This is a genomic window from Cupriavidus sp. 05N40 (genome assembly GCF_056397305.1).
In genome coordinates, this window is record NZ_JBFTND010000001.1 from 75,851 (window position 1) to 92,999 (window position 17,149).

Sequence of the window (17,149 nt, forward strand, 5' to 3'; positions counted from 1 at the left end):
GCATGGAAGAGACGGGTTGCGCGGATTTCCTCGTTATCGGGGGCGGTATTGCCGGCGCGTCGCTGGCCTACTGGCTGGCCCAGGCCGGACGGGTAGTGGTGCTCGAGCGCGAAGCGCAGCCCGGCTATCACTCGACAGGCCGTTCAGCCGCGCTCTTCATGGAGAGCTACGGCCCCCGGCAGGTGCGCGCTCTCACCATGGCCAGCCGCGCGTTCTTCGATGCGCCGCCAGCAGGCTTTTCCGAACACCCCGTGCTCAGCCCGCGCGGCGCCATGACCATCGGCAAGCCCGGCGAGGGCGCCGAGCTGGACCAGCATTTCGACGGCTTGCGCAGGCTCGGCGCGCGCGCCGCGCGCCTGCACCGCGACGCCACCTGCGCCCTGGTGCCGGTGTTGCGCGGGGAGAAGGTGCTGGGCGCCGTGCTCGAGCCCGACGCAGCCGACATGGACGTACATGTCCTGCACCAGGGCTACCTGCGCGGCATGCGCCAGCGCGGCGGCACCCTCGTCTGCGACGCAGAGGTTACCGCCATCGAACGCAGCCAGGGCATCTGGGAAGTGCAGGCGGGCGGGCGTACCTGGCGCGCCCCGGTGGTGGTCAATGCGGCCGGCGCCTGGTGCGACGTGGTGGCGGGACTGGCCGGCGCGAGGCCGCTGGGGCTCACCCCCAAGCGCCGCTCGGCCTTCGTGTTCGCGCCGCCGGCGGGACTGGAGATCGCCCGGTGGCCGATGTTCATGTGCTTCGACGAGAGCTGGTACCTCAAGCCGGACGCCGGCATGCTGCTGGGTTCGCCGGCCAATGCCGACCCCGTGTCGCCGCACGACGTGCAGCCCGAGGAAATGGATATCGCGCTGGGCATCCACCATATCGAGGACATGACCACGCTGGAAATCCGCCGCCCGGCCCGCACCTGGGCCGGCCTGCGCTCCTTCGTCGCCGACGGCGACCTGGTGGGCGGCTTCGACGACCAGGCCCCGGGCTTTTTCTGGGTGGCCGCGCAAGGCGGCTACGGCATCCAGACCTCGGCCGCGATGGGCGAGGCCTGCGCGGCGCTGGTGCAGGGCAAGCCACTGCCGCAGCGCATCGTGGATTTCGGCCTCGACGCGGCCATGCTCGGGCCGGCTCGCCTGCACCGCTAGGCGGTGCAGGGCCGCTCAGGCGGCAATCAGCTTGCCGATGGCCACGGCGGCTTCGCGCATCGGCGGCAGCAGCCGCGACACCATCTCCGCCTCGGATACCTGCGTCGCCTTCATGCTGACGCTGATGCCGGCCATCACGCTGCCGGAAATCCCCCGCACCGGCACCGCGATGGCGCGCAGGCCCGGCTCCAGTTCCTCGTCCACCATGATGTAGTCCAGCTCGCGCGCGTTGGCGAAGCTGGCCTCCAGCTCGGGGCGGGAGATCTTGGTCTGCAGGGTGCGCGGGCGCAGGTCGACGTGGTCGAAGTAATCTTCCAGCGCCGGCTCCGCCAGGTGGGCCAGCAGCAGGCGCCCGATCGAGGTGCAGTAGGCCGGCAGCCGGCTGCCCATGCCGAGCGAATAAGTGAGTACGCGCTGCACTTCCGAGCGCACCAGGTAAAGGATGTCGGTGTCGTCGAGGATGGCCAGCGCGGAGGTCTGCTGGATCCGCGCGCTCAGGCCGTCGAGGATGGGCTGGGCCAGCGATACCAGCGCCGTGGACGAGAAATACGCATGTCCCAGGTGCAGCACGCGCGGACGCAGGGCGAACTGCCCGCCTTGCTGGCTCACGTAGCCGAGCTGCTCCAGCGTGTACAGGCAACGCCGCACCGAGGCTCGCGACAGCTGGGTGCGCTGCGCGACCTGGGAGATGGTGAGCGGGCGCTTACGCTCCGAAAAGGCCTCGAGCACGCTCAGGCCCCGCGCCAGCGACAGCATGAAATTGGGGTCGCCGGCGAAGCTGTTGAGAAGGTCGGCCTGGGGACGGGCGACGCGGACAGTGGCGGCCGGTGCCTGGCCAGGGCTGCTGGGAATGGAGGCGTCCATTGGGCGGGTGCGCGCGTGTTGTTCGATAATCGCGCATCTTAAACTGCCTCGGCCCGCCCGGCCAGCGCTTTTCTTGTGCCGCCGGCCCCGCTTTGGTGCCACGCGCGGCGCCTGCGCACAAAAAAACGTCGCCGTTCCAAGGTGGCGGCGACATCGAAGGGGTGTCATCAAGACGGGGGTCTCGGCGACGTTCCCAGCATAGGACGCGGTGCGCAGACATTAAATACAACTTTTGAGGGGATCGATGTATGGGATCCGTCTCACTGCCGGCACGGGCCGGGACGGGTAGAATCGCGCCCTTGTTTCCGATGCAGATGCCGCCATGACCGACCAGCCCGAACTGTCCCAAGACCAAGCCGGGGAAGACGCCGAGAAGATCCAGGAAGCCCGCCTGTGGCGCGCCGACGGCTGGACCGCCCGCGTGATCAAGAACGAGGACGACGACGGCTGGGCCGTGGCCATGATCAAGGACGGCGAGCCCGAGCCCGCCCTGGTGGGCCCGTGGACCATGGGCCGGGACAAGAAGAATCCCAAGCCGCTGGACACCGGTGCGTTCTCGACCCTGGTCAAGACTGCCTCCGAGGTGCTGCGCCGCCACGAACAGCAGCTCCACGCCATGCTGCACAAGAGCGTGATGGTGGATACCGACACGGCCCGCATCGCCGTGACGCTCGATATCGTGCCCGACGAAGACAATCCCTACGCCGTGCTGCGCGCCTGCGACGAACTCGGCGCGGAACTGGCGCAGGTGCGCGTATCTCCCGCGTTCAAGCTGAGCAAGGCCAGCGCGGCGGCGTGGATCGACAACGCATACCGCCGGCCGAACTGAGCTTTCAGGCGCGGGCCAGCAGCACCAGTCCGATGGCCACCGCCGCCGGCACGGCCTGAATCCACAGGATCTTCCGGCTCGCCGTGCAGGCCCCGAACACGCCGGCCACCAGCACGCAGCCCAGGAAGAACAACTGCACCGGCACCGCCGCGCTGGCCAGGCCCCACAGCAGCCCGGCGGCAAGGAAGCCGTTGTAGAGCCCCTGGTTGGCCGCCAGCGCCCGGGTCGCGGTGGCGAATTCCTGCGTTAGCCCGAAGGCGCGCATGCCGCGGGGTTTGTCCCACAGGCACATCYCCAGCACCATGATGTAGACATGCTCCAGCGCCACCAGCGCGACCGCTGCGAGGGACAACCATTTCATAGCCAAGGCTCTCGGGAAAGTACGGCAGGGTTGGGAATCGTTCCGGTACCCGGCGGGTACTCTGCGGGTATTCGGCGGGTATTCGGCGGGTATTCGGCGGGTATTCGGCGCCGGCGTCGCCGCCACGCGTGTTCAGCCCGCCACGGCAGGCGCGAGCCGCGCGATCAGCGCGGCGTGGCGCGGGTGTGCCTTCTGCAGGCTGGCGGCGTCGGCCAGCTCGAATTCGCTGAATTCGAAGCCGGGCGCCACCGTGCAGCCGACCAGCGAGAATCCGTCCGGATCGCTGCGCTCGGCGGCGAACCAGCAACCCGCCCTGACTACCGCCTGGAACACCGTGTCCTCATGCGCAAGCGCATCGCCTAGCCGGTGCGTGGTGAGACTGCCATCGGCTTCCAGCACGTGCACATGCAGCGGGCAGCCCGCATAGAAGTGCCAAACCTCGTCGGCGCGGATGCGATGCCAGGCGGAGTACGCCTCGTCGCACAGCAGGTAGTAGATCGCCGTGGACGCGGCGTGCGTGGCCACGCCGGCCGGGCCGCCTTCGCGCGCCACGCGCGCGGTGTCGCGATGGGTCTCGCGGTAGTAGCCGCCTTCGGGATGTGCCTGCAGGCCGAAGCGCTGGATCAGTTGGTCTTGCAGGGCGGGTCGGGCGGGCATGCGTGGCTCCGGGACAGGCAAGGCGGGACGGGAAACGGATAGCCGACATGATGCCTGCTGGCCGGGGAGAAGTCAGCGGCGAAGGCTGGTCCGGCGCCCGGCCGGCGCGGCCGGGATCGACCTGCAAGCCTGACCTGCAAGCCTGACCCGCGCCGGCATCGCGATTGGCTGCATCCACCGCGCGCCGCGCGGCGTATCTGTCTTCAACCGCGCGATTCACGTGTGGCCGGAACAGCGCAACGCGCTGCGCCTTGCTAGCAATACTGCGATCCGCCGATCGCCAAGAAGGAGAGCATCATGAAGACCCCCAGCCTGAAGCTCCTGATGACGTCTGCCGCACTTGCGGGCCTCGCCACGCTGGCGATCCCGGCGCAGGCCACCGGCCCCAGGGACAGCGCCGTGTCCGCCGACCGCTATGGCTATGTATTCCACGCGTTCCACGCGTCGCGCTTCGACGTGTACAGCGACGGCGCGCGCCTCGACCCCGCCGCGCCGCCCGTCCCCGTGGCGTCCGCCAGCCAGCTGCGCAGGCCGGACCCGTACTCCGATGGCGCGCAGAAGCTGGCCGGCTGGGATCGCACCGGCGTGTCGTCCGACCCGGCACGCAAGATCGACACGTTCCAGGACGGCGCCCACGCCTGAGGTGCATCGGGACGATGCGCGCGGCGACAGCAGCGGCTGGCCGGCGGCTCTTCATTCAGGGTTTTTGAGGCCGCCATGCAAGACTCTGCGCCGCACGGTGCCGCCATGGTGGCACACTACGCCTATGCCCGCCGGCGCGGGCATCCCGCCCGCGCCGCCTGAGTTGAGGGGCAGAAAAGCGCGGAGAGTGGCGTGGGCAGTTTGGGCGAATTGAAGACCTTGCTTGAGAACCACGGCGTGATGCTGGTGTTTCTCAATGTGCTGGCCGAGCAGGCCGGGCTGCCGGTGCCGGCCGTGCCGATGCTGTTCGTGGCCGGGGCGCTCGGCATGCGCGACACCGGGCCGTCGATCGGGCTGGTGCTGGGGGCGGTCATCCTGGCCTGCCTGATTGCAGATACCGCGTGGTACTTTGCCGGCAAGCGCCTGGGCCAGCCGATGCTGCGCACCATCTGCCGCGTCTCGATTTCCCCCGACAGCTGCATCCGCCAGACGCAGTCGCTGTATCTGCGCGTGGGCCCGCGCAGCCTGGTGTTCTCCAAGCTGCTGCCGGGCGCCGGCGCGCTGTCCACCGCCATGGCGGGCATGACCGCCACGCCGTTCGCGATATTCCTGTTCTACGATGCGCTGGGCGCGCTGGTGTGGGCCGGCGGGGCGCTGCTGATCGGCGTGGTGTTTACCGATTTCGTGGAAGCCATCCTGCTTGCCTTCAGCACCTATGGCCCGGTGGCGGTGGCGGTGGTGCTGGCCGCTTTCGCGGCCTTCGTCGCGTACAAGTTCGTGCGGCGGGTGCGGCTGCTGCGCCGGACCCGCCTGGTGCGCCGCATGACGGTGGGCGAGCTCGAGGCGCGGCGCCAGGGCGACGCTTCCCCGCTGGTGGTGGACGTGCGCACCGAAGCCATCGAAAGGATTCCCGGTGCGCTGACGATGGATCTGCACGCGCCGCTGGACCTGCTGTCGACCCATCCGGCCAACGTCGAGATCGTCATCTACTGCGCATGTCCGAACGAGGTGTCCGCCGCCATCCTGGCCGAGCGGCTGCAAGGCGCGGGCTATCTCAACACGTGGGCGCTGGCCGGCGGCTTCGACGAATGGAAACGCCTGCACGACGCGGCGTCCGCCGCGGACGACCTCGCCGCGCGGGAGCCCGCCCCGCGCACGTCCTAGCGATCCGCCTGCGCTAGCAGCCGACCCAGTAGGCGTACCCGACCAGCCGCTCGCCAAGGAAATACAGCCGGTACTGGTCGCCGTCGCCATCCAGCGTGTACAGCGTGGTGTAGGCGAGGTGCTCGAGCGGATCGTCTTCGTCGCGGTCGGCCGGGCTGCGCACCTTGCCGGGTGCCTCCGCCATTTTCCAGCGCGGGTTCTTGCGCAGGGCCGAGTTGAGTTCGCTGAGCGTCGTGGTCGCGGCGATGTCGTGGCCCTCGAGCTTGAGCGTCAGTCCCGCCGGAATGCCGTGCAGGGAACGGATCACGGCGTCGCCGCTGCGGCCCACTTCGATCAGCGCGTCCGGGTAGCGGTAGTCCACCAGGTTCTCTTCGTCGAGTGCCGTACCGCATTCTTCCTGGTTGGGCGTGATATTGGGCGGCTTGCCCCAGGCAGCCTGCACGTCCGCCATGCTGGATAGCCCGCGCAGCGCCACCAGCGGGCGCGCCAGCGGGGCCGGAGCGAAGGCGGGCGAGTCGTCGGGCTGGCCGGCATCGTCGGCGCGCGCGGTCGAGGCGTCGGCCGCCGCCGGGGCAGCCGGTGCCGGCTGCTCGCGTTCGCAGCCCGTCAGCGCCGTCAGCGCGGCGCAGGCGGCGAGGATGGACAGGCAGCGCAGCAGCGGCGCGCTGGCGGGGGCGTTGAGGCAGGACTTCATGCAAAAAGAATAGCCGCTGGGGCTGGGACCGCGTCAGGTGCGCAACCATACACTGAAGCGGGCGCTCTGAACATCCTCCATGTGGCCTGCCGCACGCACGGCGCCACCAGCGCGGCCTCGCGCCGGCAGGCGCCGGTCTTCAGCGTGCCGTGCCGGCGCGCTGGAAGGCCGTCATGTCGGGATAGATCGCGCGGATCTTGTCCCACTCCACCGCGTTGAAGAAGCGGCACTTGTCCTGGCCGAAGCGCTTGGCCACTTCCACGCAGAAGCGCACCGCCTCGGCGATGTCGATCTCGTGGTTGGCGCTGGTGGCGCTGCCCGAGACCACCGATTGCGCGGTCAGCGCCACGCCCACCACCGGCGCGGAAGTGGCCACATGCGGCTGCATGATGCTGTTGAAATGGTACAGGCCTGGCTGCGTGCGGACTTGGATACAAGGTGGCGTTGCCTATACTGGGGCGGGTATCTGCGAGGGAGAGCCGCATGCCAGCCGAAGACCAGCCTTCCGGTGACGAATCGGCGCGCATCGCGCGGCGGCGCCGGCAACTCGGTATCGCCAGGCGGATGCGCGACGGCGACGGCAACTGGGCGCTGGCCCTGTCCGGCGGAGGCATCCGCAGCGCCACCTTCTGCCTGGGCGTGATGCAGGCGCTGGCCAAGGCGCCGCCGCCGGCGCTGGCGGGGCAGGCCGGCGCCACGCCGCACCAAGCCGGGCACGAAGCCGGGCACGAAGCCGCGCACGCGCCGCCGCCCGGGGCGGCGCGCGCCGATGTGCAGGAGGGCGACGGTCCCGACGCCATCGAGCCTGCCGCCGTGCCGGCCACCGCCTCGCTGCTCGGCCAGTTCGACTACCTCTCCACCGTCAGCGGCGGCGGCTACCTCGGCGCCTTCTTCTGCAGCCTGTTCGTGCCGGGCCGCCTGAAGCCAGGCACCAACGGCGTCGAGGCCGCGACGCTGGCCTACCGGACCTTGCAGCAGGAGCCACCCGGGCGCATCCGTTCCTCGGTGTCGTACGCCGGCGATCCCGGCCGCGCCGCGGTGGCGTGGCTGCGCGAGAACGGGCGCTACCTGACGCCGACCGGCGCCGGCGACTCGCTGTACGCGGSATCGCTGGTGGTGCGCAACTGGTTCGCCATGCAATACGTGATCGGCAGCGCGTTGCTGCTGTTGCTGGCGGTACTCGCGCTGCTGCGTCACCTGGCCGTGGGCACCTATATCGATCTGGGCCGGCACGAGATGGACCTGCTGCATGACGCACGGCAGGTCTTCAACGAAGGCGGCCTGGCGATCTGGTGGAGTGAACTGATGTGGCTGCCGCTGGCCGCGCTGCTGCTGTTCGCGGTGCCGCCTGCCGTGGCGTACTGGCTGGTCTACCCGCATCCCGCCGATGCGCGCCCGGCGCTGCGCTTCGACAGCCTGGCCACGCGCCTGGCCGCGCTGGCGGGCGTCGTGATGCTGGGCCTGGCGGCATGGCTGCACCGCATGGGGCCTGGCCTGGCGGTGGCCTGCCTGTTGCTGGGCGCGGCGGTGCTGGCCCTGCTCGGCGTAGCCTGCTGCTTTGCGCTGTGCCGCGTGCGGCCGGCCACCGTGCAGGCCTACCGCGTGCGTGCCACGCGCTTGCTCAGCGGCGCCGTTGGCACCGTGCTATGGCTGGCGGCGCTGGGCGTGGCGGATACCGTGGCGCGCACGTTCTACCTGTACACGCAGTCCACCGGACATCCCTGGGGCGCACTCGGCCCGGCCGGGCTGCTGGGCGGCGTGGTCTGGCTGATCCGCTACGGCGCGGGCCTGGTCGACGGCAAGGGCGGCGACGGCAAGGCTGGCGTGACCGGCTGGCTGTCGCGGCTGCCGGTATCGCTGCTGGCCGGCATCGCCGCGGCCGTGGTGGCGATGCTGGTCTTCGTGCTGTGGTCGTGGCTGGTCCTGTGGGTGCGCTGGAATGGCGGCGAGCCGGTCGACTGGCTGGTGTTCGGCAATGCCTACACCACGCCTGTGCTGGGCACGCTGAGCGCCCTGGCGCTCGGGCTGACGCTGATCGCCGGGCGTTTCGCCGGCTTCCTGAACCTGTCGACCTTGCAGCAGTTCTACTCGGCGCGGCTGACGCGCGCCTACCTTGGCGGCTCCAACGGCCAGCGCTTCGCGCCTGCCGCGGGCGAGGGAACGGCGGCGCGCCAGCACGCCATCCAGCGCGCCCGCCTCAGCGTCGCCGAGCCCGCCGATGGCGATCCGCTCAGCCTGAACGCCTACTACGATCCCGCCATGCTGGCGCCGCTGCACCTGATCAACATCACGCTCAACCTGACCGTGGATCCGGCCGAACAACTGGTGCAGCGCGACCGCAAGGGCAAGCCGCTGTGCATCGCGCCCGGGCCGTTCACGCTGCCGGCCACCACGGCGCGCGGGCTGCCCGCCGACGCCTTCGTGCGCTTCACGGTGGACGGGCAGCGCTACTTTCCGGAAACGCACAAGGCCGGCGGCAGCGAACTCTCGCAGGCGCGCACGCTTGGCGACTGGATCGCCACCTCGGGCGCGGCCATCTCCACCGGCCTTGGCCGCTCCACCACACTTGGTACCTCGCTGCTGCTGGGCCTGGCCAACCTGCGCCTGGGCACGTGGTGGCCGTCCTATCCGCTCGATGCGGGCAGCGCACCGCGCGCCGGCGGTGCCGAGCGCGACCGCGTGCAGGACGACCGCCCCGACCGGCCCTGGCTGGGTGCCTTCATCTCGCTGTTCCGCACGCATTACTACCTGGCCTGCGAGCTGAGCGCGCGCTTTCACGGCACCCGCCGCGGCTGGCAGTACCTGTCGGACGGCGGCCATTTCGAGAACACCGCGGTGTATGAGCTGCTGCGGCCGGAGCGCGCGGTGTCGATGATCGTGCTGTGCGATTGCGGGGCGGATCCGAACTACCAGTTCGGCGACCTTGCCAACCTGATCCGCCTGGCGCGCATCGACATGGGGCTGGAGATCGTGGTCGACACCGCCGCCGCCGGGGATCCCGTGCTCGGCAGCGTGTTCGGCACGCCAGCGGATTTCACGCCGCAGGCCCGCGCCGCGGCCTGCGAGAAATGCGCCTTGCTGCTCGATGTCTATCGCGCCGACGAGCCTGCCGCCACACGCAGGCCGGTGACGCGCATCGTCCTGCTCAAGCCTTGCCAGGTCGCCAGCGCACCGGCGGACGTGCGGCAATACGGTGGCAGCCATCCGGCCTTTCCGCAGGAACCCACCAGCGACCAGTTCTTCGACGAGGCGCAGTGGGAGAGCTACCGCGAACTTGGCTTCGCCATCGGCCAGCGCGTGTTCGGCGGCGGCGCGGCGGGCGATGCGGTGGCACGCGCGCTGTGGGCGCGCTGAGCAGACCCTAGCGTCCGAAACCGACGACTTCCTCGAGCCGCCGGCTGGCGTCGCGCAGGGCATCGAGCATGCGCGGCACCGCCTCTTCATCCAGGCGCTGCTGCGGCCCGGCGATGGCCAGCGAGCCGACCACCGCGCCGTGGTCGCGCGACCACAGCGGCAAGGCGAGCCCGGCTACGCTGGCGGCTGCCTCGCCGCGCGTGTGGGCCCAGCCCTGCGCGCGGATCTCCGCCAGCTGGGGCTCGATCACGGCCGGATCCGTCGTGGCCAGGCCCGGCTGCGCATGCGCGGGGTCGCTGGCGTGCGCGAGCACGCGGGCGCGGAAGGTGTCGTCCTGGAAAGCCAGGATGACCTTGGCATGGGCACCCGCATGCAGCGGGAACCGCTGGCCCAGCTCGATCGAGAAACGCAGCTGGTGCTGGCCTTGCACCATGCCCACGCACAGGCCTTCATGGCCGTCCAGCCATGACAGGAATACCGTCTCGCCGCTTTGCGCGGCAAGCTTTTCCAGCACCGGCTGCACTACCTCGGCCGGCGAGAAGGTCTTGCGCACCACCTGGCCCAGCTCGAACAGCCGCAGCCCCAGTGAGTACTTGCCGCTGGCCGCGTCCTGCACCAGGAAGCCGTTGGCGGCGAAGGTCGCCAGTACGCGGTGCACCACCGCGTGGTGCACCCCGCTGTGCTTGGCCAGCTCGCGCACGCCCCAGGTGGGCTGCCGCACCGTGAAGTAGGTCAGCAGGGCCAGCGCGCCGTCCAGAGTCTTGAGAGTCATACCATGTTCCCGCTTTGCATGGGCAGCATGGTACGGATAAGCGGCGCGCGGCTCAATGTCCGCGCGCCGCCCGTGTCGCCGCGGCTTAGCGGTTGACCACCCTGGCTGGCATGGCCAGCACCAGGAAGCAGGCGCCCAGCAGGCAGCCGGCGAACAGGATCAGGCCGGCGCTGGGGCTGTGGAACGTGTCTTTCAGCCAGCCCAGCAGGTAGGTGGCCGCGAAGCCCCCGAGGTTGGCGATGGAGCAGGCCAGCGCGATGCCGGCGGCGGCCGCGGTGCCGCTCAGGAACGTCGACGGCAGGCACCAGAACACCGGGAAGGTCGCCACGATGCCCACGTTGGCCAGGGTCAGCATCATCACGGTGGCGGAGGCCGAGCCGGTGACGAAGGTGCTGCCCACCAGGCCGGCCGCGCCCGCCAGGATGGGGATCACGATATGCCAGCGGCGCTCGCGGGTCTTGTCCGAATGGGCGCCGTTGAGCAGCATCGCCACGACCGCCACCGCGTGCGGGATGGCCGTGAGCAGGCCGATATGCAGCGGGCTGGCCACGCCGGTGTCGCGGATGATGGTGGGCATCCAGAAGCCGATCGAGTAGGTGCCCATGAGCAGGCACATGTCGATCAGGCCCAGCATCCACACGCGGCGGTCGGTGAAGGCCGCCTTGAGCGAATGGCTGCTTTCCGTGAGCACGTCGGACTCCAGGTTGCGCTGCAGGACACGCTTCTCGTCGGGCTGCAGCCATTTGGCGTCGGCAATGCCGTTGGGCAGGTAGATGAACACCATCACGCCCAGCAGCACCGAGGGAATGGCTTCCAGGAAGAACAGCCATTGCCAGCCGGCCCAGCCGTGCACGCCGGCGAACGCCGTCATGATCCAGCCGGACAGCGGGCTGCCGATCATGCTCGCCAGGGGCAGGCCCATCATGAACAGGGCGATGATCTTGCTGCGCTTGTGGGTGGGAAACCAGTAGGTCAGGTAGAGCAGCACGCCGGGGAGGAAGCCCGCCTCGGCCGCGCCCAGCAGGAAGCGCAGCACGTAGAACTGGGTCGGCGTGGTGACGAACATGGTCGCGCCGGACAGCAGGCCCCACGTGATCATGATGCGCGCGATCCACAGGCGCGCGCCCACCTTCTGCAGCACCAGGTTGCTCGGCACCTCGAACAGGATGTAGCCGACGAAGAACAGGCCGGCCCCGAGGCCATAGACCGTCTCGCTGAAGTGCAGGTCGTCGAGCATCTGCAGCTTGGCCAGCCCGACGTTGATGCGGTCGAGATAGGCTGCGAGATAGCAGGCGCAGAAGAACGGGATCAGGCGCCACGTCACCTTGCGGTAGACGTCGGGCCGGGACGCGGCGGGCAGTACGCCCGCCGCGCCGTCTTGATACTGATACGACATGTTCACTCCTTTGTTTTCTACCGTTGTCTGCCGTTGGGTGTCTTCGCCAGTGCTGCCGGCGGCGGGCCGCCGTCTTGCTATGCAAGCTGCGGGCCAGCGCCTGTGCAGTGATGGCTGGGTCGTTTTCTTATGGTTTGATGCGGGCCGCAGGGCACATTGGCCGTCTGCCGTGGCGCCGTCCTTGTGCAGGGCCGGCACCGCTTTCCTTCACGCCGCACTCATGTAGTGCCTGCTACATGATCATTCAGCGTAAGCTACATGAAACAGCCGTGCAAGGGCGAGGGCGTGGTTTTCTCCTCGGGGTTTTCCCGCCTGGAGGCGCTATCAGGGTCAAGCGAAGCGGTCCAGGCCAGGCGTAACTGCCGCAGGCAAGCCGTACCTGCCATGGCCGTGCGGCGAAGCCGGGACCGCCTCGATAGTGCTTCTCAGTGCGAAGGCGTGGCACGGGCCCTGGCCAGCGTCTCGTCGACGTTGTCCCAGGCGGGTTTGTCGGGGGCGAAACGGGCGCGCAGGTAGTGCACCAGTTGCGTCAGCTGGGCGTCGTCGAGGCTGTCGCCGAACGCCGSCATATAGCCCAGCGCGCTGGCCGCCGGCGCCGGGATGCCGTCGAGCAGCACGCGGATCAGGTTGTCGGGCTTGTCGCCATGCAGATTGGTATTGAGCGCCAGCGAAGGCTTGATGCCGAACTGGCGGATGCCCTGCTCGCCCTGGTGGCACACCGCGCAGGCGCTCTGGTACAGGCGCTGCGCCGGCCCGGCGAGCGCGCGCGCGGCAGCGGCGCTGCGCTGCTCGAGCAGCGCGGCCTGCGCGGCTGCCTGCGCCGCGTCCGGCGCGTTCTCGCCGAAGGACGCGACATAGTGCGCGATAGCCCGCACATCCTCTTCCGGCAACAGCGCCAGCTCCTCGACGACGGGCGCCATCGGTCCCGCCGCTGCGCCGTGATGGGGCGCGTAGCCCTGGCGCAGGTATGCGAACAGCGATTGTTCGGTCCACGGCACCGGCGCGCGCGACAGCGTATTCAGCGCGGGCGCCTCCCAGCCTTCGGCCTCGCCGCCGCCGAGGTAAGCGCGGCCGCCACGCTCGGCACCCAGCGCATTGCGTGGCGAATGGCAGGCGCTGCAATGCCCCAGGCCTTCGGCCAGATAGGCGCCGCGGTTCCATTGCGCGCTGCGCGCGGGGTCGGCTTCGAAGGGCTTGGCGCGATGGAACAGCAGGTTCCACCCGGCCATCAGCGGGCGCAGGTTGTAGGGGAAGGCCAGCGCCGTTTCCGGCGCCCTGGCGCGCACCGGCTCGGCCGCCATCAGGTAGGCGTAGAGCGATTGCAGGTCGGGGTCGCTGACCTTGGCGAAGGCGGTGTACGGAAAGGCCGGGTACAGATGCCGCCCGTCGCGGTGGATGCCCTCGCGCATGGCGCGCTCGAAGGCGCCGTAGGACCAGTTGCCGATACCGGTTTCCGGGTCCGGCGTGATGTTGGTGCTGTAGATGGTGCCGAACGGCGTATCGAGCGCCAGCCCGCCGGCGTTGCGCACGCCGCCGGGCGCCGTGTGGCAGACCGCGCAGTCGCCGGCGGCGGCCACCAGGCGGCCGCGTTCGATGGTGGCCGCCGAGTAGAAGCCGGGCGCGGGCGGCGCCACCGGCGCGATCGGCGCGCGCCAGGGCATGGCGGTTGCGATCAGGCCGGCGGCGGTCGTCGCCGCGGTGGTTGCGGCGGCAAGCAGCCAGTTGCGCTTGCGCCTGGCGCCGCGCGCATCCGTGCCGCCTGCCTGCGCGGCCAGCGCGGCGCGCAGGCGTTCGCCGCTGAAGGGCGGCTCGCGCAGGCGCACGCCGGTTGCGTCGAAGATGGCATTGGCCACGGCGGGCGCGGCCGGCAGTGTCGTCGCCGCGCCGGTGCCGAGGGTCGCAGGGCCGAGCGTGCCGGCGACGCGCACGGTGGGCAAGGGCGCGTCGGCAAGCGCCGGCAGGTGATCCTCCTGCTGCAAGGCCTGCGTCTCTCCCCAGCTGTCGAAGCCGCCGCCGGCGGTGAGGCGCTGCGCGGCGCGCATGGCTTGCTGCTGCAGTGCCGGCGCGTCGGCGGGGACAGGCTTGCCCGCAGCTTCGCCGTCGTGGCCCAGCGTGATGCCRGTCACGCTGACCTCGCCCGTGGCCGCGTCGACTTCGACGTCCGCCACCCATGCGGACCAGCTCCGCCCGGCATGGGCGTCGCCGGCGTCGATGGTGCTGGCGTAGGCGAAGCCACGCCCGCGCCGCACATTGCCGCTGCCTTGCGCGCGCGTGGCGCGCGGCTGCCAGCCGGCCTGGGCGGCGACACGGCCGACCAGCGCGGCGYCGCGAGCGTCTTCGAGATGACGCAGGCGCAATGCCACCGGATCCTGCGCACTGGCGGCCGCGATCTCGTCCAGATGCGATTCGCGCGCGAAGACGTGCGCGCGCGCCGTCTGTCCTGCTTGCCCCGCTTGTTCCGCCGGCGCCGCGGCAGGCGGCTGGCCCGGCGCGTCGGCCTGTGTCACGCGCAGGCTGGCGAAACGGTAGGGTGGCAGGATGGCGTCGCTCGCGTCGGGTTGCGCAGCGCCGCCATGCGCATCGGGGCGGATCTCGCTGACGGGCGACGGCGTGCCGGTCAGCCAGAGCGCCAGCGGCGGCGCACTTGCCAGCGCCGCGCTGTGGCGCGCGTCAATGGTGGCATCGGCAGCATAGGCCGTGATCTGGCCATCGCTCGCCCATGCACTTTGCAGATGGATGCCGGCCCACGCCTGCGTGGCGCCGAGTTCATGCGCCTGCACCCGCACGCGCACCGGGCGGCCGGCGGCGTGGGCCATCAGCGCTGCGTCGGCGGCGGCATGGTGGGCGTAAAGCGGGTCTTCGCCGGACGCGCCATCGTCCATGGCCTGCCAGCAGACCAGCGTGATGCGGTCCGCGCCGATCCCAAGCAGCGCGGCCAGTTCGGCGCGCAGGGCGCCGGGCGTGCGGCTGGGCAGCCAGACGCGCAGCGCGCCGCCGCGCCAGTCGGCAATGGCGGTGCAGCCACCGGGCTGCGTGCCGGCCAACGGCCAGCGGTAGTCTTGCGTGCTCCCGCCCGCGGCGCTCGCCGTGGCCTGGGCGGCATCGCCGTGCGCGGCGATCACGCGGGCGCCGGGCCGCAGCTCCGGCTTGCCGGTATCCGGCGCGCGCCAGCGTGCGCGCAATGCGCTGGCAGCCTGGGCCGCCTGCTGCGCGGTGCCGGCGGCAATGCCGAGAAAGTTTGCGCGCCGCGCCACCGCGGCCACGCCGGCCACCGCGCGCGCGGCGGCCTCATCGCAATCGACCAGCCGGGCGCTGCRCAGGGTGCCGGCCTGCCACGCAAGCTGCGGGGGCCGCACCATATGGCAGGCGAGGCAATCCGCTGCTTCCGGTGGCATCCAGGGCGCCGCGCCGGCCTGGCCGGCGACGATCTCGTCGCGCCCGCTCATGGCGCGCCTTCCGGTCCGGCAGCCTGGCGCAGCAGCACGGCGGCGCGCTGCACCGCGCGCAGGATTTCCACATGCGTGCCGCAGCGGCACAGGTTGAAGCGCAGCGCCTCGCGGATCTGCGCTTCATCGGGACACGGGTTCTCCGCCAGCAGCGCCTTGGCGGTCATGATCATGCCGTTCAGGCAGTAGCCGCATTGCGCCGCCTGCTCGTCGATAAAGGCCTGCTGCACGGGGTCGGGCCGCTCCGGCGTGCCCAATCCGTCGAGCGTGGTCACCGCGCGCTGCGCCACGGCCTTGACCGGGATCACGCACGAGCGTGCCGCGACGCCGTCGACCAGCACCGTGCATGCTCCGCACTGGCCCAGCCCGCAGCCATACTTGGGGCCGTTGCATGCCAGGTCGTTGCGCAGGATATAGAGCAGCGGCGTGTCGGGGTCGACCTCGGCATCGAGCAGGTGCGTGGTCCGGTTGACCCGGAGGGTGAGGGGGCGGGGCGTGTGCATTCCAGTGGGGCGGGGGCGTTCCAGAACATCACTCTGCGAGGCCCGGTCCCCGGCTCCGGCGCCATGCCTGCGACGTGGGCAGGCATGTGCGGCCGGAGGCCCCGGGGGCCTGGCGGTATTGCCGGATCTGGCTCAGGCGGCGATCGCCACCTGCCCGGCTTGCGCCAGCGGCACGTTGAACACATCGTAACCGAAGCACCAGTCCGGGTTCTCGTTGGCGCGCAGCCAGGTATTGTTGTGCGAAACAAGCTGCACCTTGCTGGCGCGCGCGGCGCGGTTGGCCTCGTACAGCGAGAAGGCCGTGCCGAAGTCCGACAGTCCGGTCTGCTCCAGGCAGCGCGTCAGCATGGCGGCATCCTCGATCGCCATGGCCGCGCCCTGCGCCATGTGCGGCTTCATCGGGTGGCAGGCGTCGCCCAGCAGCACCAGGCGGCCGCGGCTCCACAACGGCAGCGGGTCGCGCTCGAGCAGCGGCCACTTGGTGACTTCCACCGTGCCCTCGATCAGCGACTGCACCCCTGTGTGCCAGCCGTCGAAGGCAGCGCGCATCTCTTCGATGCTGCTCGGCAGCCAGCTCTTGCTCAGGTCCCAGGTGGGCTCGGGCACGCCGGTCACGTAGTAGATCTCGTCGAGCTTGCCGGTGTCGAAGTAGACCATCATGTGACGGTCGTCGGCCCACCATTTGGTGCAGCGGTCGTGCGTGAAGCCCTTCACGCGCGAGATCGGGAACACGGCGCGGTGCGCCACGTAGCCGGTGTAGCGGGGCGGCTCGGCACCCAGCAAGGTCTCGCGGATGCGCGAATTGATGCCGTCCGCGCCGATCACGATATCGGCTTCGTCCACCGTGCCGTCGGTAAAGCGCAGGCGTACCGCGTGCCCCAGGTCTTCCACGCTGTCCAGCTTCTTGTCGAACAGCAGCGTGCCCGGCGCTACCGCCTCGGTCAGCAGGGCGTGGAAATCGCCGCGGTGCACGGTCAGGTAGCTGGCCCCGTAGTGCGACAGCGCGTAGTCGCCGAGCGGGATCTGCGCGACCACTTCGCCGCTCTGCCCGTCGCGGCTGTACCAGAAATCCGGGTGGCAGCCCATCTGGTTGAGCGCATCCTCGATGCCGATGCGGCGCATGATCTTCATCACATTGGGCCCCACATGGATGCCCGCGCCCAGACGCGAGAACGCCGGAGCCTGCTCATACAGCCTGACCTCGAAGCCGCTGCGCTGCAGCAGCGCCGCGGCAGCGGTCCCTCCCAGTCCGGCCCCGATGATTGCGATCCGTGGTTTGCCTTGCACGATATTTCTCCTGGCGATGTATGTGGGTCTGGAGCGGCCTT

14 protein-coding genes and 1 pseudogene are annotated in these 17,149 nt (G+C 70.3%); 5 read left to right on the forward strand and 10 right to left on the reverse strand.

Annotated elements, in window-relative coordinates:
• The first annotated feature begins 2 nt into the window (after positions 1-2).
• Positions 3-1,139: an NAD(P)/FAD-dependent oxidoreductase gene (locus tag AC1DO7_RS00345; RefSeq protein WP_441650106.1), complete on the forward strand. Its 1,137-nt coding sequence runs from the start codon at positions 3-5 to the stop codon at positions 1,137-1,139.
• Between the two features lie 15 nt (positions 1,140-1,154).
• On the opposite strand, the gene AC1DO7_RS00350 is transcribed toward AC1DO7_RS00345, so the two are convergent.
• Positions 1,155-2,003, reverse strand: coding sequence for an IclR family transcriptional regulator domain-containing protein (locus tag AC1DO7_RS00350; protein ID WP_441617298.1), 849 nt, complete (start codon positions 2,001-2,003; stop codon positions 1,155-1,157).
• Positions 2,004-2,325: 322 nt separating this feature from the next.
• Between AC1DO7_RS00350 and AC1DO7_RS00355 the strand changes: the two genes are divergently transcribed.
• Positions 2,326-2,832, forward strand: a complete 507-nt coding sequence (locus AC1DO7_RS00355) for a hypothetical protein (protein ID WP_441650107.1) — start codon at positions 2,326-2,328, stop codon at positions 2,830-2,832.
• Between the two features lie 4 nt (positions 2,833-2,836).
• Here the strand turns inward: AC1DO7_RS00355 and AC1DO7_RS00360 are convergent, their stop codons facing one another.
• Positions 2,837-3,193: a DUF1304 domain-containing protein gene (locus AC1DO7_RS00360; RefSeq protein WP_477115662.1), complete on the reverse strand. Its 357-nt coding sequence runs from the start codon at positions 3,191-3,193 to the stop codon at positions 2,837-2,839.
• Between the two features lie 132 nt (positions 3,194-3,325).
• Entirely contained in the window at positions 3,326-3,850 is a 525-nt protein-coding gene (locus tag AC1DO7_RS00365; protein WP_441650108.1) for a cupin domain-containing protein, read from the reverse strand.
• A gap of 297 nt (positions 3,851-4,147) precedes the next feature.
• Between AC1DO7_RS00365 and AC1DO7_RS00370 the strand changes: the two genes are divergently transcribed.
• Complete coding sequence (locus AC1DO7_RS00370; protein ID WP_441617306.1) at positions 4,148-4,492, forward strand: hypothetical protein; 345 nt, start codon at positions 4,148-4,150, stop codon at positions 4,490-4,492.
• A gap of 201 nt (positions 4,493-4,693) precedes the next feature.
• Positions 4,694-5,656, forward strand: a complete 963-nt coding sequence (locus AC1DO7_RS00375; RefSeq protein WP_441617381.1) for a DedA family protein/thiosulfate sulfurtransferase GlpE — start codon at positions 4,694-4,696, stop codon at positions 5,654-5,656.
• A 13-nt stretch (positions 5,657-5,669) separates the two neighbouring features.
• Here AC1DO7_RS00375 and AC1DO7_RS00380 read toward each other — a convergent pair whose 3' ends face one another.
• Both AC1DO7_RS00380 and AC1DO7_RS00385 read right to left on the reverse strand, forming a co-directional pair.
• The gene (locus AC1DO7_RS00380) at positions 5,670-6,350 is read right to left on the reverse strand and encodes a hypothetical protein (protein WP_441617308.1); all 681 of its coding nucleotides are present in this window, start codon (positions 6,348-6,350) and stop codon (positions 5,670-5,672) included.
• 139 nt (positions 6,351-6,489) lie between these two features.
• Positions 6,490-6,762: pseudogene (locus AC1DO7_RS00385) on the reverse strand (DUF1177 family protein); the annotation flags it as partial.
• Between the two features lie 71 nt (positions 6,763-6,833).
• On the opposite strand from AC1DO7_RS00385, the gene AC1DO7_RS00390 reads away from it, so the two are divergent.
• A complete protein-coding gene (locus AC1DO7_RS00390) occupies positions 6,834-9,704 on the forward strand; it encodes a hypothetical protein (RefSeq protein ID WP_477115663.1) in 2,871 nt (956 codons plus the stop codon).
• Between the two features lie 7 nt (positions 9,705-9,711).
• On the opposite strand, the gene AC1DO7_RS00395 is transcribed toward AC1DO7_RS00390, so the two are convergent.
• The 5 genes from AC1DO7_RS00395 to AC1DO7_RS00415 all read right to left on the reverse strand — a co-directional run bounded on the left by AC1DO7_RS00395 (position 9,712) and on the right by AC1DO7_RS00415 (position 17,108).
• Entirely contained in the window at positions 9,712-10,476 is a 765-nt protein-coding gene (locus AC1DO7_RS00395; RefSeq protein WP_441617311.1) for an IclR family transcriptional regulator, read from the reverse strand.
• A gap of 85 nt (positions 10,477-10,561) precedes the next feature.
• Positions 10,562-11,872, reverse strand: coding sequence for an MFS transporter (locus tag AC1DO7_RS00400; RefSeq protein WP_441617313.1), 1,311 nt, complete (start codon positions 11,870-11,872; stop codon positions 10,562-10,564).
• A 425-nt stretch (positions 11,873-12,297) separates the two neighbouring features.
• Positions 12,298-15,318: a c-type cytochrome gene (locus tag AC1DO7_RS00405; RefSeq protein ID WP_477115664.1), complete on the reverse strand. Its 3,021-nt coding sequence runs from the start codon at positions 15,316-15,318 to the stop codon at positions 12,298-12,300.
• Positions 15,315-15,821: a (2Fe-2S)-binding protein gene (locus tag AC1DO7_RS00410; protein WP_441650302.1), complete on the reverse strand. Its 507-nt coding sequence runs from the start codon at positions 15,819-15,821 to the stop codon at positions 15,315-15,317. Before AC1DO7_RS00410 ends, AC1DO7_RS00405 begins: the two co-directional genes overlap by 4 nt.
• 132 nt (positions 15,822-15,953) lie before the next feature.
• Positions 15,954-17,108 (reverse strand): FAD-dependent monooxygenase, encoded by a 1,155-nt coding sequence (locus tag AC1DO7_RS00415; RefSeq protein WP_441617319.1) that lies wholly within the window; start codon positions 17,106-17,108, stop codon positions 15,954-15,956.
• Between the last annotated feature and the right edge of the window lie 41 nt (positions 17,109-17,149).